The organism is Paraburkholderia sp. BR10936 (genome assembly GCF_040965735.1).
GTDB lineage: Bacteria > Pseudomonadota > Gammaproteobacteria > Burkholderiales > Burkholderiaceae > Paraburkholderia > Paraburkholderia nodosa_A.
Window position 1 is genome coordinate 213,068 of sequence record NZ_JBFRCM010000013.1, and the last position, 19,938, is coordinate 233,005.

Below are 19,938 nucleotides of genomic sequence, written 5' to 3' on the forward strand. Positions count from 1 at the left end.
GCAAATCTTCGCTTCCAGAGCGTGTGCATGAAGCGGGAATCAGCGTGGCCTTTGGCCAATCGCTTACGAGTCCTTCCAGGGGTATACGAATGTGCAAGTTGGAAAGGCGGGAATTCGGCGGGGAGCCGCTGACGAGGCGCAGAACTAGGTTGGAACCGAAGGAAATCCGCAAACGCGATTTGCGCGCGGCGTGTAAGGGGTGGGGAGGACGAGAAAGGTGAGGCGAGCGCACGTTCCCAGGCTGGCTGCCTGGCTCAGCAGCCTGGGTGAAAGCAAAATAAGGTGGAAGCAGGCGGCGTCAAACCCTCTTCATGCGTTCCCAGCCGTGCCGCACGGCCGCCTTGAATCTTTCCCAGCCGCTTTCCGGGTAGCGCGACTCCCAATCCTCGCGAGCACTCGGCTCAATGCCTTGCCAGTCGTGTCCGCGATACCGCTCATCCTGGCTGAGCGTTGCGCCGTGCTCGTAGGCCGCGCAATATTCTTCGTAGGACATGCCGGAGTCCGCGTAATTTGCGTCATAGTCTTTGCGGACTTCCGTCTCGTCGGATCCGTTGTCGAGCGGGGTGCCCATGACGGGATCCCCTACGAGGCCTCTCGCCGATGTCTGTGGCGCATTGGCCGCGGTCTGTGGCGCATTGGCCGTGCTGGAGGTCCGTTCGGGTTCCGTCGCTGTGCGCGTCGAGACCTGCTGCATGCCGCTGACGACAGTTGGCACTGCAGATGAATAGGCGGCGTGCCGTGTTTCGGCGGGCGCTTCGGGCGACGTCTGGTGAAAATTGCCGGCCGCGCGAGCCGTACTCCTGGAGGGTGCAATGCCCGACGAAGCTTGGTGCCAGGCACGGCTGCGCTCCTCGATGTCCGCTGCACCCGCGCTGCGCATCACATCGCGGGCCAGATTTACCTGCATTTCGGAAACGTCTGCACTGACGACGGTTCCGCCTCGACGGATGAACTCCCGGTAATCTTCGGTCACCGGCGGATACGCGCCGGGCGTGAAGAGCCGCGCGAACAAGCGTTCGAGTTGATCGAATACCGGCGTGCGTTGCTCAGTATCGCTCGCGCCCGCTGCATACACCCTCGGTCATTTTTCCACCGGGGCCTCCATCGACATCGAGTAAATGGCGATATCGGCTTGCGCGACGCCTGCGTCGCCTAGTGCCTTTTGCGCGGAACATGCGCTCCCATAGCTGTCGTAGACGCCCAATACGGTTTGCCTCATGACTGTCTCCCTTCGCTTTCGACGGGCGGTGCCGCCGCGTACGAGGCGTGGGCGCAACGGTCATGCCCGATTGCGGGACTGGCGATACGGGCGATCTGGCACCCGGGGAAGACGTCCGATTCAGGTGCAATCGGCACAACGCGCCAATCCATGCCAACGTGCGCCTGCGCTCGTCAAGGCGCGATCGTATAACGCAGGATCCGGTCGCGCGACTGCTCGAGCAGGCGCGTCATCGCAGCCGCCGCAGCGTCGGCTTCGCGCGCGACGATGTGCCGGCGCACGGCATCGTGCAGTTCGAGATCTTCGCTAGGTTTCGCGGCCTGGCGCTGCATCATTTCCGACGACACGCGCAGCGCGGCCTTGATGGCGTTGCCGATCGTGATGAACATGCCGTTCTGCGAGGCCGTGATGATGGCGAGGTGGAACTCGAGATTCGCGTCGGCGGCCGCGCGTATGTCCGAGGCGCCATGCTGGGCAGACTGGCCGTAAGCGCTAGCCAATTCCAGGTAGCGGCGCTCGATGATCTGGAAGGTCTCTTCCTTGCCGTGGCGTGCGGCGAGAAAGCTCGCGCGCGGCTCGAAGCAGATGCGCATTTCGAAGATGTCTTCGACGATCTTCGAGTCGAACTGCGCATTGAGGCGCCACGCGAGCACATCGCGGTCGAGCAGGTTCCAGTCGGAGAAGGGCAGGACACGTGTGCCGATCTTGGGCGAAACGGCAATGAGCCGTTTGCCCGCCAACTGCTTGATCGCTTCGCGCAGGGTGGTGCGGCTCACGCCGTACGCGCTGCACAGTTCGCTTTCGACCGGCAGCGCGTCGCCGGGCGCAAACTCGCCCGAGACCACGCGCATGCCGATAATCTTGGCGATCTGCGTTGTTATATTGCCAACGATCGGTTCGCGCTCGAACATCACTTCCCCTTCATGGACGTCGTGCACAGCGTGTCCGTGCTGTGTTATCGGGCGGTCGTCACAATCACGTTCCACGAGCCCGGTTTGAGCTTCGCGCGCACGCGTTCCCCCTCGACCGTCACGGCGTTGTTCACTGCCGGCGCCACCGTCGTTGGCGCTTCCACCGTGTTCACCGCTTTCATGTTGGCATGATACAACTCGAGCGCGTGATCGAGCGTACGTTCCTTGCCGAGCCCGCGCAGCTCGACATCGAGTTCCATTTCGTCGCTCAGGTGGCGGTTGAGCGCGAAGAGGGTCGTCGTGCCCGTGACGCGATCGTCCACCACCGCTGCGCAAAGATAGGGGATCTCCGGAAAGGTTTCCGCTTCATAGGTGGGCGATTCGATCACCGGCTTGAGCACGCGGCCATGGCCGAATTTCGAGGCCTGAGCGAACGGATGGAAGATGGTCTGGCGCCACGCGCGGCCGCCAGGCTCCGTCATGATCGGCCCGATCACGTTGACGAGTTGTGCGAGACAGGCGGTCTTCACGCGGTCCGAATTGTTCATCATGGTGATCAGCGCGCCGCCCACCACGAGCGCGTCTTCGTGGTTGTAGACCTCCTCGATCAGCCGTGGCGCCTCGGGCCAGCCTGGCTTGCGCAGGTCGTTGATGGTGCGCGCCTTGTACCAGACATTCCATTCGTCGAATGAAAGCATGATGCGCTTGGACGAATGCTTGCGCGCGGCCACGCTGTCCGCCACCGAGACGATTTCCTTGATGAACAGATCCATCACTTCGATGTTGCCGAAGAATTCCGCGGTCGAATCGCGCCGGTTCTCGAAGTAAGTATGTAGCGAAATGAAATCGACCTGCTCGAAGCAATGGTCGAGCACGCGGTCCTCCCACGCGCCGTAGGTGGGCATTTCGTGCGTGGAGGAACCGCACGCGGCGAGCTGAATGGTCGGGTCGACCGAGCGCATGAGCTTGGCCGTCTCGAGCGCGGCGCGCCCATATTCTTCGGCGGTCTTGCGGCAGATCTGCCACGGGCCGTCCATTTCATTGCCGAGACACCAGAACTTGATGTCGTGGGGCTGTTCATAGCCGTGCTCGCGGCGCAGGTCGGAGAGCGCCGTGCCGCCTGGATGATTGCAGTATTCGACGAAGCGACGCGCTTCGTCGGGGCCGCGCGTGCCGAGGTTCACGCCGTACATGGGTTCGATGTCGAGCGAGCGGCACCATTCGATGAATTCGTTCGTGCCGAACTGGTTGGTTTCGGTGGAGTACCACGCAAGATCGAGCCGGCGCGGGCGTTTTTCGCGCGGTCCCACGCCGTCTTCCCAGTTGTAGCCCGAGAGGAAATTGCCGCCAGGGTAACGCACGATCGTCGGACCGAGTTCGCGCGTGAGCGCCATCACGTCCTTGCGGTAGCCGCGCTCGTCGGCGTCCGGATGGCCGGGCTCGAAGATGCCGGTATAGACGCAGCGGCCCATGTGCTCGACGAAGACGCCGAACAGGCGCCGGTCTAGCTCGGAAATGACGAAGTCGCGGTCGACGATGAGGCGGGAAGCGATCATGGTGTTCCTCTATCCATCCTGTAGCGGTGTGAAGTGAGGCGGCCGCGCCGGGCGGGCGCGGACCTAACGTGGCGTTATCGAGCGAGCAGGGCGTTGGTGCGTTGTTCGGCTTCCTTCTGCACGTCGGCGACCGACTTGCCGGTCGAGAGCATGTTGCTGATCTCTTCGCCCACGATCTGCTGGATCGCGAACTGGCGCGGCACCGTGTTCGGCAGTGCGTAACCGGTGGTGGAAATTTCCTTGATTTCGGCGCGATGCGGCAGCGCGTTGAACGTGGCGCTCGTGATGATCGACTGGCGCGCGGGCAGATGGCCGGTGCGCGCCCAGTCGCCATCGTGGTCGTAAAGGAACTTGAGGAAGACGAGCGCGGCGTGGCGCGTCTTTTCGTCCTTCGCGCCGCCCTTGAGCATGACCCACGAATGGCCGTCTGCCCAGACCGCCTTCTTCTGATACAGATTCGGGAATGGCACCACGTCGTAGCCATTCGCGAGCGGGGAGTCGGGCTTCTTCGCGAGATTCGTGAAGTCCTCGATCATCCACGTGCCGACCATCAGCACGCCGGCCTTGCCGTTCTCGAACGCCTGGTTGGCAGCGCCATAGTCGAGCCCCGGCGTGACGTCGCCCGCCTTCATGAGCTTGTCGTAGAGCGTGAGCGCGTTGGCGGCTGCCGGCGTGTGCATGTCGATCTTCGTCGGGCCGGCGGGGAACAGCGTGCCATTTTGCTGATAGACCCACGTGTCGAACGTGCGCGTTTGCGCGGCCGATTCATTGGCGATCGGCACGGCGAAGTAGGGCAGACCCGTCTTGTCCTTGAACTGCTTCGCCTGCGCAAGCAGTTCGTCGGGCGTTTTCGGCAGGATGGGCTTGCCGCTCGCGTCGACGAGTCCCGCCTTCTTGAACAGGTTGACGTTGATGTGCCAGAGCCACGAATGCGTGTCGAACGGCAGCGCATAGGTCTTACCGCCGAACGTCACGGCGCGGTGGGCCTGGGGCGTGAAATCGTTGGTGTCCACGCCGACCGACTTGAAGCCGTCGTCGAGCGGCTCGACCAGATTGCGCTTCACGTAGTCGCCCAGGACCGCCTCGTGCATGACCGAGATGGTCGGCACGTCGCGACTCAGAATGCGCGCATCGATCTGCGTATAGTAGGGCGCCCACTCGATGATCTGCGGCTTGACGACGATGTCTTCCTTATTCGTCGCGTTGAACTGGTTCACGAGCGTCGTGATGATGCCGCATTCGCCCGAGGCCTGGCTCACGTCATTGACCTTGCCGTATTCGGCGTCGCAGGCGCCGAAAAAGCGTGACAGTGTGATTTCCGTTTTGGCGTGGGCCGGCGCGGTCAAGGTCGCCGCGAGGCCGAGCGCAGCCAGCGTGAGTACGCCGCGCACCAACGATCTTCTCATGTCTCTCTCCTGTGCTAGACCCCGCTGGCGCGTTGTTCACGTGCTACCAGTGGATCGTTTGTTTGTACTGCGAATCAATGGGCGACCGGCCGATGTATGGTTCGGTGTCACCGCCTACCGAACTGCGGTGCCGGCTACGGCCGCCACGATGTACTTCTGGAAGAACAGATACAGCACGAAGATGGGCAAGCCGGCGAAGACGGCCTGCGCCATGAGGTAGCCGATGCCCTCGGACTGCGCGAAATTGCCTTGCGTGGAGGCGAGCCCGATCGTCAGCGTGTACATCTCGGGCTTGGACGCGGAGACGAGCGGCCAGAGATAGTCGTTCCACGCACTGAGAAACGTGAAGATGGCGAGCGTAGCCTGCGCCGGCAGCGAAAGCGGCAGCACGACGCGCCAGAACACCTTGAAGCGCGAGGCATTGTCGAGCAAGGCGGCCTCCTCGATCTCGATGGGCACGGCCTTGAAGTACTGCGTCATGAGATAGACGCCGAACGGCGAGGCAAGGCGCGGCAGGATCAGCGCGCCATAGGTGTTGTGCCAGTCGAGCGTGGCGAAGATATGGTGCAAAGGAATCACGAGCGCCTGCTCGGGCACCGCGAGTCCGCAGAGGCAAAGCACATAGATATAGCGCTTGCCGGGAAACTCGGTGCGCGCGAAGCCGTAGCCCGCGAGCGAGGCGATCACGAGCGTGAGCAGCGTCTGGCCGATCGAAACGATGAGGCTGTTGACGAGCCACCCGCCGACCGCCGAGGTATTGAGGATGTTCGTGTAGTTCTGCAGCGTGAAGGGCGGCGAGAAGAGCACGTCGGTGTGCCGTTCGAGAAATGCATTCGGCTTGAACGAGAGGCACAGCACCCAGACGAGTGGGGTGATCCAGAAAAGCGCGAGCACGACCACGGCGCCCAGCATCAGGCGGTCGCCCATGCGGCCCGTCAGCGAACCGAGGGAGCGGGTTTCGAAAGCGAGCGTGCTCATGCCCTCTCCTTCTTGCGCAGAAGCCAGGCCTGTGCAACCACGCCGATCAGCATCAGCGCGAACAGCACTTGCGCGGCGGCGGCGGAATAGCCGAACGACCATTGGCGGAAGCCGGTTTCGTAGATGAATTGCACGAGCGGTCGCGTGGAATTGTTCGGGCCGCCGTCCGTGAGCAACTGGGCCTGGCCGAACAATTGAAACTGCAGCACGGCTTCGATCACCGCCACGAGCGCGACGGTGCGCCAGATGGAAGGCAACGTGATCTTCGTGAACGTGCGCCAGCGCGAGGCGCTGTCGAGCGCCGCGGCCTCGTAGAGTTCCTGCGGAATCTGCTGGAGCGCGGCCAGGAACAGCATCATCGGCAGGCCCATGATCCACCAGACCGTGACGACGGCGATGGCGGGCAGCGCGGTGGCCTCGTGCATCAACGGAACGAATTCCGGCAAATGGAGCGCGTGGCTCAGGTCGGCGAGCAGGCCGTTGCCGGGCATCATCACGAGTTTCCAGACCAGCGTGACGATTGTGACCGATAACACGGAAGAGCCGAAAAAGAGCGCGCGCAGCGCGGCGCCGAAGCGCCCTGGCCGGTTCAGCACCAGCGCGAGCGCGAGGCCGAGCAGCACGAACACGGGAACCGTGAGGATGACGAAGTAGAACGTGTTGCGCAGCGCGCCGCGGAAGATCGGGTCGAGGGTGAGGTCGAGATAGTTGCGAACGCCGATGAATTCGCTCGTGCCGGCGAGCAAATCCACGCGTTGCAGGCTGAGCCACCAGCCAAAGCACAGCGGAACGATCAGCAACAGGACGTAGACGATCACGAAGGGCAGCACGAACAGCGCGTTGGACCACGGCGCCCGCAGGTTGCGCCGCCGGCCCTTGCGCGATTGCGGAAGCCGCATGGCGAGCGAGCGGTTAGAGGCCATGCCAGGCCTTGCCAGTTTCATCGAACACATGCAGGTGGGCTGCGTCGAGACTCATGCGGATGGTGTCGCCCGTCTCGATTTCGAGCTCGCGTGCGCGCGGCAATTCGGTCACGAGCAATTGACCGTTGGGCATGCTCACATGCGCGAGCGAGCGGTCGCCCAGCCGTTCGATGACTTCGGCGCGGCCAACCAGCGGCCCTTGCGGGTCCAGCAGCACATGTTCGGCACGCACGCCCAGCGTTAGCTTGCCTGCTGGCAGGCTCGCCGCGGCAATCGCGGTGGGCGCCTCAACGCCACCGAACGGCAGAGCGACGATTAGCCGGCCCCCGTTGTCGCCAACGCGCTCGACATCGATGAAGTTCATGGCCGGCGTGCCGATGAAGCCCGCGACGAAGCGCGTGGCGGGCCGCTTGTAGATGTCGAGCGGTGCGCCGATCTGCTCGATACGCCCGCGGTTCATGACGACGATGCGCGTGGCGAGCGTCATGGCCTCCACCTGATCGTGCGTGACGAACACCATGGTGGAGTGCAGGCGCTGATGAATGCGCGCGAGCTCGAGCCGCGTGCGGGTGCGCAACGCGGCGTCGAGGTTGGAGAGTGGCTCGTCGAAGAGAAATGCTTCGGGTTCCTTGACGACGGCGCGGCCGATGGCGACGCGCTGGCGCTGGCCGCCCGAAAGCTGGGCAGGGCGGCGCTGCAGCAGCGGGCTGAGTTCGAGCATGCGCGCGGCCTCGTTGATGCGCTGGTCGACTTCGCCCGCGCTCACGCCGGTATTGCGCAGGCCGAACGCCATGTTGTCGTACACGGTCATGTGTGGGTAGAGCGCGTAGTGCTGGAACACCATCGCCACGCCGCGCTTGCCTGGCGGCTGGTCGTTCACGCGCCGCTCGCCAATGTTGATCTGACCGTCGCTCACGGTTTCGAGGCCGGCGATCATGCGCAGCAAGGTGGATTTCCCGCAACCCGAAGGGCCGAGGAAGACGAGGAACTCACCGGATTGAATGTCGAGGTCGAGGCCGGTGATCACCTCGGTTTCGCCATACCGCTTCGTTACGCCGCTCAGTCGGATGCCCGTCACGGTGCCTCCTGTGGAGTAGTCTCGTACCGCCGCATTCAGTGCGTTGATATTATGAAAAGAGTGGCGTGCTAACCCATTCGTGTAAACACTTAATCATTCGACGTCCCAAATAATGGGTTTATGCGTATTGCGTCGAAGAGGAGGGTGATTGCGCGCGCGTATTCGCGAGGCAAAAAAATACCCGCACGAGGCGGGCAAGAGGTTTGAGGAGACACCAAGAGAGGACGCAGGGGCGCCCTCGATGCAAACTGTAGCCTGTGCCGCGGCATTCCACACCTATCAGAACGGAGAGGGCTAGCGAAATGTCTGCGTAAGTAGATCGCGTGAATATTAATTTGGAATACTGAGAGCATTAATGCGGAAACGGGATCTGTTGGAACAACCGTGACAGAGCGCGGGCTCTGCCCGTTGACATCGTTTCCGCAGCGTTGTCGCCCATTAAGCCCAAAGCGAGCCAGACTCAATGCGACGAAACATATATCGCATCCGCTAACGGCTCCGGAATGGCAAAGCTCGCGCGCATCCGCTTCGTTTCCGCTGCAGGCGTCAGGCCGAAGAGTCTTTTGAACTCCCTGCTGAACTGCGATGCACTTGTGTAACCCACTGCGAGGCTCGCTGCTTCGGCGGTCAGGTCCTGGCGGAGCATCAACAGACGAGCCTGATGCAAACGCGTCGACTTGACGTACTGCATAGGCGAAACCTGTGTGATCGCCTTGAAGTGGCTATGGAAGCTCGGAACGCTCATGCCCGCTTCTTGCGCCAACTGCATCACGTCCAGCGGCTTTGCATAGCCGGCATGGATCAGGCGTAGCGATCTGCCAATTCGGCCGAACTGACCGCGCATCGCCAAAGCCTCGCGCATCGAGCCGCCTTGTGCGCCTGTGAGCACCCGGAAATAGAGTTCGCGCAGCAGGCACGGGCCCAATACTGCGGCTTCGAGAGGCCGATGCATCGCTTCGAGCAAGCGCAGCACAGATACCTGCATTGCGTAATCCATCCGCGTCGACATCATGCTTTGGGGCGCTTGCACGTGCCCGGTTACGCCTTCGCGATCGATCTGTACCGCCAGTTCCGCGGCCAGCGTGAAATCGAGATGCAAGTAGAGCGCAAGCAATGGCCGCTGCTCGGTCGCATCGGTTTCCATGCTGAACGGAACCGGCACGGACACGGCGAGATAGTGCTGTTCGTCGTACAGGTAGAGATGGTCGCCGAAATAGCCTCGCTTGCTTCCCTGGCAAACGATCACGATGCCGGGGTCGTAGAGCACCGGTGTGCGTGACAGCGGCCGGTTCGAACGCAGAATACGCACGCCGGGCAGCGCGGTGAGGTTGTAGCCCTCTTCGGGCGCCAACGCGCGAAGCAACGCAATGATGCGCTTGCGGCTGCGCGACGGGAGGTCGGGATTGTGGGTAGAGGCCCGCTTCGTGATCATAGTTTTAGGCAAGAAAAATAGCGGAATTTGGCTTTGCTCGCTCCGCGCGTCAGACTAGTATGCACTCACCAGCCAACATTCGGGAGAAGCTTCAATGGAGTCCAGCAAAATTCTGCTCATCACTGGCGTAAGCAGCGGCTTTGGCCGCGCGCTTGCGCAAGAGGCGCTTGTGGCAGGTCACAAAGTCGTCGGTACCGTGAGAAGTGTGGAGGCGAAGCGCGAGTTCGAGTCTCTCTCTGCGGATTGCGCATTCGCACGCGTGCTCGATGTGACCGACTTCGATGCGATCGACGGTATCGTCGAGGAAATCGAGGCGAGCGTCGGGCCGGTCGACGTGTTGGTCAATAACGCCGGCTACGGGCATGAAGGCGTCATGGAAGAATCGCCGCTGGCCGAAATGCGCAGACAGTTCGACGTCAATGTGTTTGGCGCTGTCGCCATGATGAAGGCGGTTCTGCCGTTCATGCGTGCGCGCAGGCGTGGCCACATTCTGAACATCACGTCGATGGGCGGCTATATCACCATGCCGGGCATCAGTTATTACTGCGGGAGCAAGTTCGCACTGGAGGGCATTTCCGAGGCGCTGGGTAAAGAGGTCAAGGCTTTGGGCATCGCGGTGACAGCCGTCGCGCCTGGCTCCTTCCGCACCGACTGGGCCGGTCGCTCGATGCAACGGACGCCGCGTTCGATCCCGGATTACGACACGATATTCGACCCTGTCCGCAAAGCGCGCGAGGAGAAAAGCGGCAAACAACTGGGCGATCCCCAAAAGGCTGCACGCGCGATGCTTGCCGCAATAGCCGCGGACCACCCGCCCGCGCATCTTTTGCTCGGTAGCGATGCTCTGGGGCTCGTGAGGGACAAGCTGTCGGCGCTGGAAGACGAAATTCGTGCCTGGGAGAGCGTGACGGTCTCGACTGACGGCTGAAGATTGCCGGTGTATCGGGGCTTCTCACCCGGCTTGAGACTGCTGGCACTCCGTTGCAAACCACTGCTCGACCCGGTGCTGCGCCACTTGTAGATCCTCGGGGTAGTACGGGTCGTTCCATGGTGACGGGGCGTAGCCTGCCTTCCTCAACGCTGCAACCTCGCTTTGGTGTTGCGCCATCGTCGGAGGCGCGTTGCTCCTGAGTGCGGCGAGGTCACGGCACTCCGTTGCGCTCAGATGTGGCCCGCCTGGTGGGACGCCGCCGGCGGCACATCCAGCCAGCTGGAGCGCCAGCGCCGTCAGCATGAAGCGGTTTTTCGGGCGGCGTTCCATGGCGCATCTCCACGCGTGCGATTGGCGCGACGAGCGGTGCCACCCGTCGCGCGTGATTTCCGCGTTATTTTGCCTTAGACAAGTCGCGGGGGAGGCGCAGTAGATACCGAAAGACTCGCGAAGCCTATGAGGCAGAGTTGCGCCGCTCGATCGAGGAGGTCTCGGCGGGGCTGCCCGACGAACCCGGCGCGGTGCGCGACGACCGTGCGATCGCGCTGCTTGCGATGTTGTCGGGCGGAGTCACGCTGGCGCGCGCGGTGCCGGATCCGGCGCTGTCGAAGCGGATCGCCGACGCTGTCGAGCGATCTGCGGTCGCGCTGACTTCGGCGCGACGCAAGCAAGGACGACGACATAGCAATGTATTCCACCGATGACGTTTCTGGACGTCGATCCAGGCTATGTAAAGCTTTCAGCGCGCGGGGAAGCAACATTTCAACCCTCTTGGCGGCGTCCACGGCGGCTTCGCGGCAACGGTACTCGACTCCGCAACGGGCTGCGCAGTTCATTCGATGCTGGAAGCGGGCGTTGGATACGGCACGATCGATCTGCAAGTCTAGATGTTGCGACCCGTACCGATCGGTCAGGATCTGGTGGCCGAGGCTCGCTCGGTCCACATCTCTCGAAACATCGCGACCTCGGAGGGTACATTGAAGTCCTTCGATGGAAAGCTGTTAGCGACCGCTACCGCAACCTGCTTTTTGAAGAGAGGGCACATCCCGGCTCAACCCATCGAGCCGGGCGCAAGCATCACTCGCTGATCCGGAAATACTCGCCTGGAACCACCCCACGAAGCGGAAGATGCAACGGCAGCACCAACCCTGTCGCTATGACGCTTCGGCGTGGCAGCCGTCCTCGATCACTTGACCGGCCCGTTGGGGGTCAGGATCGGTGGTTCAATACCGCCCGTATCCACGGCGAAGCCGCCCCAGGGACCCGAACCGGGACTCGGGCTGACGCCACCCGGCGGGCCGTACTGGCTGCTGACCGGTATGGCGGCTGCCGTACTACGAGTGCCCGTGCCCGTGCCAACGGCGCCTGGCGGGCCGTAGCCGGTATCCGAGGTCGCCGTCGAGGAGGCGTTTGTGCTACCGCCCGCACCCGCCCTCGGTTGGCCGTATGTTGCCGGCGCGGGGTGCGCGATGGAGTTCGGCGCGGTCCGGGGCATTACCGCGACTACGTTCTGCCTCATGCGCAGCCGGGCGAACATGCTTCCCAGGGCGCTGGCCGATGCCACGCCAGGGCCGCCAGCACTCGCATTACCACCGCCGGCGCCTCCACCTGCGCTACCCGTGCCCGAATTGCCTGCACCGGAGCTGCCTGCGCCAGAGCTGCCTGCGCCAGAGCTGCCTGCGCCAGAGCTGCCTGCGCCAGAGCTGCCGGCACCGTGGCCGCCCCCTCCCGAACCCGCACCATTGCCACCCGAACCGGCACCGGCGCCACCGGAGCCGGAACCGCTACCCCCCGAGCCCGCACCATTGCCGCCGGAGCCCGCACCCGCACCCGCACCCGCACCCGCACCCGCACCCGCACCCGCACCCGCACCCGCACCCGCACCCGCACCCGCGCCGCCCGAACCGGCACCGGCACCACCGGAGCCGGAACCGCTGCCTCCCGAGCCCGCACCGTTGCCGCCTGACCCGGCACCATTGCCGCCGGAGCCCGCTCCCGATCCCGCACCTGCACCGTTGCCACCTACACCCGCACCGACGCCCGCACCGACCCCCGCGCCATTGCCACCCACGCCCGCACCGACGCCCGCACCGACGCCCGCACCGACGCCCGCACCGTGGCCGCCATTGCCGTTGCCATTGCCATTGCCGTTGCCGTTGCCGTTGCCACCCACGCCTGCGCCTGCGCCAGCACCGTGGCCACCGCCGTTGCCGCCCGCGCCGCCACCGTGGCCGCCACCGCCACCGCCACCGCCGCCGCCGTTGCCACCCGCCGCTGCGTAAGCCGCACCGGACAGCGCTAAAGCCACCACCCATGTCGCCGTGTATTTCGTCGCTCGGTTCATCGTCCGCCCCTTTCTTCCTACAAACCGCTTCGAAAGTGCGCCGGTGCACGCTCGAATTCTGCGCGTAGGCCAGCAGCCGTCTCGCGCATACGATGTGCCACGATGAGCAGGGGAATCGATTCTAGTAAGGATAACTACGAAAAATACGATGCATCGCCCGATGCAGCCGCGCTCACCCTGGCGTTTCCTGGTACGGTGGGGTGTTTTCGCCGATGGCATTTTGAAGAATTGGCATCGGCAAAGTCTCCAGGCGTCATGTACGGATCTGACCACATGTCACGTGCGTGATCCCTGCCGAGTGCTGGGCTTGAATAAGAGTCTTTATCAATCGCCGGGCCAGCATGAACCGTGCGCAGATTCCCGGAGAAGAGGAACCTGGAGGAGCCACAGAGTTCCTCGGAACACCGGGGCTGACGTTCCGATCGGCGTCAGAGTTTCCCGCTTTGCGCAAATTCGCGGATGCGCGTGGCGAGTGCCGGTATGCCAGCATTGCGGGCCACGTAGTGGGAAAGCTGGCGTGTGGCCAGATCGACGGTCACCTGGTCGTCGGGCGCTTTGGTATACGGTCCGTCGACGGCAGCGTGATATTCGATCCGCAACTGCGTGGCGTTTGCGACGATGCGCAAATAGCCGTAATTCTGGTCGTCGTAGTTTTCGATGACGACGGCATCGGTGGTCTTCGTTGCCGCCTGGATCAGTTGCGGTGCACGAAGCGGCGGTTGCCCGTTGGTGGTCAGTCGTTGTACGTTGTGTCCGCCGTTGCCGCACACGATGTACGGAATGTGGGTGCCGTCCGGACGCGTGCGAGTAAAGCGCTGATAGTTGTGCGCGTGTCCCGCAAGATCGGCATGAGGCCATACGCCCACCTCTTCGCATATCGCATCGATCTGCTGCTGCATCTCGATACTCCAGCCGTGACGTCCGCGAGCGACATACGGCGGATGATGATGCGCGAACAGTAATGCGCCCCTGTAGCCCTCCTTTTTCACCCGCGTCAACGCCGCCTTGAGAAACTTCAGCTGGCTGTTGCCGATGTCGCTGTTCGAGATCACGCCAGGATCTTCGAGCGTATTGCTATACAACGCGATGATGCGCACGAACGGCGCTTCGAATGTAAAGAAGACGCCCGGCTGAATTTGCGCAGTACGCGAAAGATTGCCTGCATCGGGAGAGACCTGAAAGCAGTCGGAGCAGAAGTTTCGCAGAAACGCCTGCAAACTCTTTTCGTGCTGCAAAGGCGAGATCATCCCGTCATGATTGCCGGCAACGGCGAGGATCGGTGCGTGATAGTCGCGATAGGGTTCGTAGAACTGGTCGTAGTAGTACTGCGCTTCGCCGAAGCTGTAGACAATGTCGCCCAGCAGAAAGTTGAATTGCGGCACTTCGGCAGGATCGGTTTCGTCGAAGTCGCTGACCATCTTGTCGGAGACTTCGTTCTGCGTTTTGGGGCCGCGGGTACTGCCGCAATCGCCCGTCGAGTGAAAAACGATCTGTGCGTTCGCGTTGATCTGGTCGAGGACGGTCTGATCGTTGTCGATCACGTCCGCGAGTGTCAGGCGGGGCTCGACGCCGCCGCGCGGCGCAGGAAACGGAAGGGCCTTGAGTTTGTGCTCGCGGTTGAGTTCGTCGATCATCCGGTAGGCCGCCACATCGGAGGCGTGCCTGACGATGAAGGTTTGCGGATCTGGCGTTGGCTGCGGTTGCGAGAAGACGGGGGCGGCGAGAACGCGGCCGTTGCCGCCGTCACTGCCATTGCTGGCTGACGTTCGAACTGAGCGCTTCTTTGGCATGTTTTGTTTCCTCCGATCGCGGTTGAAAGGCGGGACCGCGTTTGACTGACGCGATCCCCTGCCGAATGCTCCGGGTGAGACGGTGGCTTGCGGGAGAGGTTCAGTCGTAGTCGTTGCAGGTCGTAACAGGCGATTTTTTTCTCCGCTTATACTCACTCTCGCCTGAATGGCGCATGCCCAGGTCCCACGCTGCACGCCGAGAAAAAACCACGACCTCAGTCGACAACACGGCACGCGATTCACGTTTCGTAACCGCGGTTCTTACATGACAGGTGGGACCTTTTATGCTAAATCGTGCTTTTGGCGCAGTGATTTCATCGTTGCTCGTGGCCGGCGCGGCCGCTGCACCTGCCATCGCGCATGCCGAAGACAGCTTCGCGCAGGACGACGACGCGTCGCATGGCCGAGCAGTCAAGGTGATGATCATTTCGATGTTCGGTCCGGAAGGGCAGGTGTGGCTCGATCATCTCGGACCGTGGCAGGACATCACCGTCGCGGGTCTGTCCCCCGATTACCCGGCCGTGCATTGCAACCGGCAGGATATCTGCGTGATGACGACGGGCATGGGGCACGCGAACGCCGCCGCGTCGATCATGGCGCTGACGTTCTCGCCGCGTTTCGACTTGCGCCACACATACTTCATGGTGGCGGGCATCGCCGGTATCGATCCGCTTCAGGGGACCGTGGGTTCCGCTGCGTGGGCGAACTGGCTCGTCGACTTCGGGATTCAGTGGGAGATCGACGGACGCGAAATTCCGGCGGGCTGGAACACCGGCTATCTCGGCATCAACACGACGGGCCCGACGCAGAAGCCGCCGCTCGACTATCGCACCGAAGTGTTCCAGTTGAACCCCGCGCTCACGAAGGCGGCATTCGCGTTGTCTCGCAACGTGACGCTCACCGATGACGCCCAGGCGCAGGCCGCGCGCGCCAGGTACAGCTATGCACCCGCGAACCGTCCGCCGAGCGTGATCCAGTGCGACACGCTCGCGGGCGACACCTGGTGGTCAGGCACCGACCTCGGCGAGCGAGCGCGGCAATGGACGAAGATTCTGACCGACGGCAAGGGCACCTATTGCACGACGCAGCAGGAGGACAACGCCACCTTCGAGGCGCTGACACGTGCGGCAAACGTGCATCGCGTCGACCTGAATCGCGTCGCGGTGCTGCGCGCCGGCTCGGACTTCGACCGGCCGTATGCGGGCCAGTCGAGCGCCGATAATCTGCTCAACTACGCGTCGCAAGGCGGCTTCACGATCGCGATCGATAATCTGTTCCTCGCGGGCAATCCGCTGGTTCAGGACATCGTCACGCATTGGGGCGAGTGGCGCAACGGCGTACCGCAGCGGTAACGCAATGCAGGTGCGGTGACGCGGGCCGGGTGCCGGCCCGCGCACGCATCGCGTGTCTGCGCCATTGATTCATGTGCTGCGTCGTGGGCGGTGGTCACGTGTAAACCAGCGCAGGCGGGTGGCGTCTTGCGGCACCGGCTCAACTTTCTTCATCTATCCAGGCATTCTTTCGGATGCCTTTCCATTGGCGCGCCACAACCCGGCGGGAATATTCGAGGTGCCTTCTCGTTTACGCAGGACGCGAGTCGCGCGAAGCAACGCTGCGCGACCCGTCATGATCGATCAGGTCCATCGTACGCGCAGGAGGTGTCGAATGGAAACTTCACGTTTACTGTCCGCATTCAGTTCATGTCGCTAGCGAGCCCCCTACCAAAAATAGAGGGGGTTGACCCATCGCGATTCTGATTGCGCGTTTGCACAATGAAGACGTCGCGTGCGTGCAAAGGGTTCATCGTGAACGGTTTCACCAGTTGGAGCCTCGCGCTCCTCGATCGCCGCGGCACACGGAATACGGACTCCAGCTCTCACTGCCGACGCGATGTATTTGCTCCATGCGGCGCAGGAGTGGCAGCCATGACAAAGTTACTCGTCAGCCATGCAGCATTTCATCACTGGCTGTTCTGTGGCTGGGCACTCGCATTCGTGTTGCTCGCGTTGTTGCCGGCGACCATCGCACACGCGCTGCCGATCTTCGCGCGCCAAACCGGCCAGAGTTGTGTGGCTTGCCACGCCGGGGGACAATTTCCTGAGCTCACGCCATATGGGCGAATGTTCAAGCTCACCGGTTATACGCTCGGTGAACGCACGATCCCGATTGCCGCAATGGCAATCGGCAATCTGAGCCAGACGCGAGTCAATACTGATGCGAGCGGCAACACCATCAACACCAAGAATGGTCTGCCGATCTTCGACTTTGCGAGCATCTTTCTTGCCGGAAAGATCACCGACAAAATTGGTGCATTTACGCAGTTCACCTACACGAACTACGACCATCAGAATGGCGAAACGAACAAATGGGAAGGCCACTGGGCATCCGACAATACAGACTTCCGGTTCGTGGACCGGATCATGGGCGAAGCGAACGACCTGATCCTCGGAGCAACGCTGCACAACAATCCAACCGTGCAGGATGTCTGGAACTCCGCGCCGGCATGGGGTTATCCGTACATTTCATCGACGATCAGTCCGGTTGCCAAAATCCCCAATCTTCCCGTTATCGAGGGAAGTCTTGCGTCGCAGGTGGTAGGTTTCGGCGGCTACCTGTACTGGAACAAGACGGTCTACGCCGAACTGACCGCGTACAGCACGGCCGATGGCATCTGGTCGTTCATGAGTCACGGCAACCGGGAAGGAAACGCGGCTCACCCGCAAATTTATCTGCGCGGTTACAACCCGTATGCACGCATTGCGTTGACGCGGGACTGGGGGCCTCATAGCGCAATGGTCGGCGCGTTCCTGTTGAACGTGAACATCTATCCGAACGACTCGAACCAGTTCCCGATCTTTACGCAGGGCGTGACGCGCTACCGCGATTACGGCGTGGACGCGCAGTACGAGTACCTGCTCGAGCCGCACACGATCACCGCGCAAGCCCGCTACGTGCGTGAGAACGTCCACGATCCGAATAATCTGGTCCTGAGCGACAGCACGTCGGGGAATCTCGACTCGTTGAGGATCAAGGCATCGTATGTGTATCAGGCCAAGTACGGGTTCAGTCTTTCGTTCTTCAATACGACAGGTAGTCCAGACAGCACGGCCTACGCGGCCAGCGCGAATTTCCACCCCAATACGCAGGGATGGACGCCAGAAATATTCTGGATACCGAATCAACGCATCCGGATAGGTATTCAGTACACGCACTACACCAAATTTCTCGGTGCGACGTCGAATTACGACGGCGCGGGCCGTAATGCGAGAGACAACGACACGCTTTTCATCTATCTGTGGGCTGCTTCATGGTGATGTCCCAGTGGCTACCGGGGACAGCAAAGGCTGCAGCAAGGAGGTTGTTGCCATGAACAAGGTGACGCATATCGTCTCCATTGGGATGCTGCTGGCCGGGTCGGCGTGTCAGGACCTCGAGCATTCGCGACAGGTCGATAACCCGCAGGTGCGCGGAAAGACCATCGCCTTGCAGGTGTGCTCGAACTGCCATGGTGTGAACGGCGTTTCGGTGTCGCCTACGTTTCCGAAGCTCGCCGGGCAGCGCAAGGAATATCTGGTCGATCAACTGACGGACTTCAAGAGTCATTCGCGGGCCGACCCGAATGCGCAGCGTTTCATGTGGGGATTCACCCATTTGACCGACGCGCAGATCGACGAGCTCGCGACGTACTTCTCGAGTCAACCCGCGGTTCTCGGCGAAGCGAGCGATCTCGCGCTCATCAACGAAGGCAACGCGATCTATCATTCGGGCCTGCCGGACAAGGGCGTCTCGGCGTGCATGGCTTGCCATGGACAGCATGGCGAAGGGATAAATCAGTTTCCCCGGCTCGCGGGCCAGCACGCGGACTACGTCATGAAGCAGCTCAAGGTCTTCCAGCAAACGGATACCCGGCCTCGCGGCGCAGTCATGAAGGCTGTGTGCGCCAACATGTCGGACCGTGACATGCGTGCCGTCGCGGCCTACGTCGAGGTGTTCCCGCCGGAAGGGGAGGCGTCCGTCAGTCCGGCAGACGATCGATGAGCAATCAGGCGCGCAGACCGCGATCTTTCGACGTCGTCTTTGAATAGCGAATGCCATGAAATCATCCTCACCGTCTTCCGATGCTGCGATGGCGACGCCAGCGGCACTACATCGGCCACGATCCACGTGGCGAGCGGCTCAAACGAGCCTGCTGTCCGACGAACGCCCCTTTGCGAGGCGCCTCGGTGCATTCGACTGGCTGTTTGCCCTTGCGATGGTTGGAGGCGCTGGCTTTGCCTTGTCGCGCTACCACGCGTACATGAGCGTCTATGACCAACTGGTGCTGGTGTGCTCGGTGCCGGCCTTCGTCGTGCTCGGCTGGCGCTGGAAGCCGGCACGGCTGCTGATCGCGGCAATCGCAGCGCTGTCGCTGTTTGCAATCCAGTTGTACCAGGGCGACCTGGGGCGCGCCAACAGCACGTTCTTCCTGAAGTATTGCCTGTCCAGCCAGTCGGCCATTCTCTGGATGAGCGTGCTTTTCGTGCTCGCCACCTTGTTTTACTGGCTGGGCACGCTGTCGCGCTCGCCGTCTGGCGGCGCAATCGGCTCGAAGCTGACGTGGGCCGCGGTATTGATGGGTTTCGTCGGGATGATGGTGCGGTGGTATGAGTCGTATCTGATCGGTGCGGACGTCGGCCACATTCCGATTTCGAATCTCTATGAAGTGTTCGTGCTGTTCTGCGTGATCACGGCGCTCTTTTACCTGTACTACGAGGAGCACTACAACACGCGCTCGCTTGGCGCCTTCGTGTTGCTCGTGATCAGCGCGTCGGTCGGGTTCCTGATGTGGTACTCGATCGCACGCGACGCGCAGCAGATCCAGCCGCTGGTGCCGGCGCTACAAAGCTGGTGGATGAAGATTCACGTCCCGGCCAACTTCATCGGCTACGGCAGTTTTGCGCTGTCCGCAATGGTCGGCGTGGCGTACCTGCTGAAGGAGCGGGGTGTGCTGTCGGACCGGCTGCCGACGCTCGATGTGCTCGACGACGTCATGTACAAGTCGACCGCTGTCGGTTTTGGGTTTTTCACCATTGCGACGATTCTCGGCGCGCTGTGGGCTGCCGAGGCGTGGGGCGGTTACTGGAGCTGGGATCCGAAGGAAACGTGGGCGCTGATCGTCTGGCTGAATTATGCGGCCTGGCTGCATATGCGGCTGATGAAGGGGTTGCGGGGGCATGTTGCCGCGTGGTGGGCGCTCACGGGCCTGATGGTCACCGCCTTCGCATTCCTCGGGGTGAATATGTTCCTGTCCGGGTTGCATAGCTACGGCCGCCTATGAGGATAACGAACGAATGCGATGACGTATGAAGCTTCTGTTCTCGCCACAAGGCC

18 protein-coding genes and 1 pseudogene are annotated in these 19,938 nt (G+C 62.2%); 7 read left to right on the plus strand and 12 right to left on the minus strand.

The features are described from left to right. Positions 1-298: 298 nt before the first annotated feature. The 9 genes from AB4Y36_RS25900 to AB4Y36_RS25940 form a co-directional block, all read right to left on the minus strand. Entirely contained in the window at positions 299-1,075 is a 777-nt protein-coding gene (locus AB4Y36_RS25900; RefSeq protein ID WP_368684494.1) for a hypothetical protein, read from the minus strand. 6 nt (positions 1,076-1,081) lie between these two features. Continuing rightward, a complete protein-coding gene (locus tag AB4Y36_RS25905) occupies positions 1,082-1,219 on the minus strand; it encodes a hypothetical protein (protein ID WP_368684495.1) in 138 nt (45 codons plus the stop codon). A gap of 173 nt (positions 1,220-1,392) precedes the next feature. Next, positions 1,393-2,157 carry a FadR/GntR family transcriptional regulator gene (locus AB4Y36_RS25910; protein ID WP_256094849.1) on the minus strand — a complete coding sequence of 255 codons (765 nt, stop codon included), beginning with the start codon at positions 2,155-2,157 and terminating at the stop codon, positions 1,393-1,395. 17 nt (positions 2,158-2,174) lie between these two features. Next, positions 2,175-3,686 (minus strand): alpha-N-arabinofuranosidase, encoded by a 1,512-nt coding sequence (locus tag AB4Y36_RS25915; RefSeq protein ID WP_368684496.1) that lies wholly within the window; start codon positions 3,684-3,686, stop codon positions 2,175-2,177. A gap of 74 nt (positions 3,687-3,760) precedes the next feature. Then, complete coding sequence (locus AB4Y36_RS25920) at positions 3,761-5,092, minus strand: extracellular solute-binding protein (RefSeq protein WP_069266376.1); 1,332 nt, start codon at positions 5,090-5,092, stop codon at positions 3,761-3,763. Between the two features lie 114 nt (positions 5,093-5,206). Continuing rightward, on the minus strand, positions 5,207-6,070 hold the full coding sequence (locus AB4Y36_RS25925; RefSeq protein ID WP_368684497.1) for a carbohydrate ABC transporter permease: 864 nt from the start codon (positions 6,068-6,070) through the stop codon (positions 5,207-5,209). Continuing rightward, positions 6,067-6,993 (minus strand): sugar ABC transporter permease, encoded by a 927-nt coding sequence (locus AB4Y36_RS25930; RefSeq protein WP_342947241.1) that lies wholly within the window; start codon positions 6,991-6,993, stop codon positions 6,067-6,069. The genes AB4Y36_RS25925 and AB4Y36_RS25930 overlap by 4 nt, the downstream gene beginning before the upstream one ends. After that, complete coding sequence (locus tag AB4Y36_RS25935) at positions 6,983-8,071, minus strand: ABC transporter ATP-binding protein (protein WP_368684498.1); 1,089 nt, start codon at positions 8,069-8,071, stop codon at positions 6,983-6,985. Before AB4Y36_RS25935 ends, AB4Y36_RS25930 begins: the two co-directional genes overlap by 11 nt. Positions 8,072-8,531: 460 nt before the next feature. Then, complete coding sequence (locus AB4Y36_RS25940) at positions 8,532-9,503, minus strand: AraC family transcriptional regulator N-terminal domain-containing protein (protein WP_368684499.1); 972 nt, start codon at positions 9,501-9,503, stop codon at positions 8,532-8,534. A gap of 94 nt (positions 9,504-9,597) precedes the next feature. Between AB4Y36_RS25940 and AB4Y36_RS25945 the strand changes: the two genes are divergently transcribed. Then, positions 9,598-10,431: an oxidoreductase gene (locus tag AB4Y36_RS25945; RefSeq protein ID WP_069266380.1), complete on the plus strand. Its 834-nt coding sequence runs from the start codon at positions 9,598-9,600 to the stop codon at positions 10,429-10,431. A gap of 24 nt (positions 10,432-10,455) precedes the next feature. Here the strand turns inward: AB4Y36_RS25945 and AB4Y36_RS25950 are convergent, their stop codons facing one another. After that, the gene (locus tag AB4Y36_RS25950) at positions 10,456-10,764 is read right to left on the minus strand and encodes a DUF4148 domain-containing protein (protein WP_342947245.1); all 309 of its coding nucleotides are present in this window, start codon (positions 10,762-10,764) and stop codon (positions 10,456-10,458) included. Positions 10,765-10,901: 137 nt separating this feature from the next. Here AB4Y36_RS25950 and AB4Y36_RS25955 point away from each other — a divergent pair, with 137 nt between their 5' ends. Further along, on the plus strand, positions 10,902-11,138 hold the full coding sequence (locus AB4Y36_RS25955; protein ID WP_342947246.1) for a hypothetical protein: 237 nt from the start codon (positions 10,902-10,904) through the stop codon (positions 11,136-11,138). An 11-nt stretch (positions 11,139-11,149) separates the two neighbouring features. Beyond that, positions 11,150-11,522, plus strand: a pseudogene (locus tag AB4Y36_RS25960) (PaaI family thioesterase); the annotation flags it as partial. Positions 11,523-11,620: 98 nt separating this feature from the next. Here the strand turns inward: AB4Y36_RS25960 and AB4Y36_RS25965 are convergent. Both AB4Y36_RS25965 and AB4Y36_RS25970 read right to left on the minus strand, forming a co-directional pair. Next, the gene (locus tag AB4Y36_RS25965) at positions 11,621-12,778 is read right to left on the minus strand and encodes a hypothetical protein (RefSeq protein WP_368684500.1); all 1,158 of its coding nucleotides are present in this window, start codon (positions 12,776-12,778) and stop codon (positions 11,621-11,623) included. Between the two features lie 428 nt (positions 12,779-13,206). Further along, a complete protein-coding gene (locus AB4Y36_RS25970) occupies positions 13,207-14,811 on the minus strand; it encodes a metallophosphoesterase (protein WP_368684501.1) in 1,605 nt (534 codons plus the stop codon). Between the two features lie 41 nt (positions 14,812-14,852). Here AB4Y36_RS25970 and AB4Y36_RS25975 point away from each other — a divergent pair, with 41 nt between their 5' ends. The 4 genes from AB4Y36_RS25975 (at position 14,853) to ccsB (ending at position 19,885) form a co-directional block, all read left to right on the plus strand. Continuing rightward, on the plus strand, positions 14,853-15,920 hold the full coding sequence (locus AB4Y36_RS25975; protein ID WP_368602158.1) for a purine nucleoside permease: 1,068 nt from the start codon (positions 14,853-14,855) through the stop codon (positions 15,918-15,920). A 453-nt stretch (positions 15,921-16,373) separates the two neighbouring features. After that, positions 16,374-17,882 carry a cytochrome C gene (locus tag AB4Y36_RS25980; RefSeq protein WP_256094851.1) on the plus strand — a complete coding sequence of 503 codons (1,509 nt, stop codon included), beginning with the start codon at positions 16,374-16,376 and terminating at the stop codon, positions 17,880-17,882. Positions 17,883-17,934: 52 nt separating this feature from the next. Further along, positions 17,935-18,606 carry a cytochrome c gene (locus AB4Y36_RS25985; protein WP_368602159.1) on the plus strand — a complete coding sequence of 224 codons (672 nt, stop codon included), beginning with the start codon at positions 17,935-17,937 and terminating at the stop codon, positions 18,604-18,606. An 88-nt stretch (positions 18,607-18,694) separates the two neighbouring features. Next, a complete protein-coding gene (gene ccsB, locus AB4Y36_RS25990) occupies positions 18,695-19,885 on the plus strand; it encodes a c-type cytochrome biogenesis protein CcsB (RefSeq protein WP_368602337.1) in 1,191 nt (396 codons plus the stop codon). Positions 19,886-19,938 lie beyond the last annotated feature (53 nt).

What these genes read in the sequence shown, in the direction of transcription:
- AB4Y36_RS25905 (WP_368684495.1), bottom strand. Translation starts at nt 1,219, where the DNA reads ATGAGGCAAACCGTATTGGGCGTCTACGACAGCTATGGGAGCGCATGT.
- AB4Y36_RS25915 (WP_368684496.1), bottom strand. Translation starts at nt 3,686, where the DNA reads ATGATCGCTTCCCGCCTCATCGTCGACCGCGACTTCGTCATTTCCGAG.
- AB4Y36_RS25920 (WP_069266376.1), bottom strand. Translation starts at nt 5,092, where the DNA reads ATGAGAAGATCGTTGGTGCGCGGCGTACTCACGCTGGCTGCGCTCGGC.
- AB4Y36_RS25925 (WP_368684497.1), bottom strand. Translation starts at nt 6,070, where the DNA reads ATGAGCACGCTCGCTTTCGAAACCCGCTCCCTCGGTTCGCTGACGGGC.
- AB4Y36_RS25930 (WP_342947241.1), bottom strand. Translation starts at nt 6,993, where the DNA reads ATGGCCTCTAACCGCTCGCTCGCCATGCGGCTTCCGCAATCGCGCAAG.
- AB4Y36_RS25940 (WP_368684499.1), bottom strand. Translation starts at nt 9,503, where the DNA reads ATGATCACGAAGCGGGCCTCTACCCACAATCCCGACCTCCCGTCGCGC.
- AB4Y36_RS25945 (WP_069266380.1), top strand. Translation starts at nt 9,598, where the DNA reads ATGGAGTCCAGCAAAATTCTGCTCATCACTGGCGTAAGCAGCGGCTTT.
- AB4Y36_RS25950 (WP_342947245.1), bottom strand. Translation starts at nt 10,764, where the DNA reads ATGGAACGCCGCCCGAAAAACCGCTTCATGCTGACGGCGCTGGCGCTC.
- AB4Y36_RS25965 (WP_368684500.1), bottom strand. Translation starts at nt 12,778, where the DNA reads ATGAACCGAGCGACGAAATACACGGCGACATGGGTGGTGGCTTTAGCG.
- AB4Y36_RS25975 (WP_368602158.1), top strand. Translation starts at nt 14,853, where the DNA reads ATGCTAAATCGTGCTTTTGGCGCAGTGATTTCATCGTTGCTCGTGGCC.
- AB4Y36_RS25985 (WP_368602159.1), top strand. Translation starts at nt 17,935, where the DNA reads ATGAACAAGGTGACGCATATCGTCTCCATTGGGATGCTGCTGGCCGGG.
- ccsB (WP_368602337.1), top strand. Translation starts at nt 18,695, where the DNA reads ATGGCGACGCCAGCGGCACTACATCGGCCACGATCCACGTGGCGAGCG.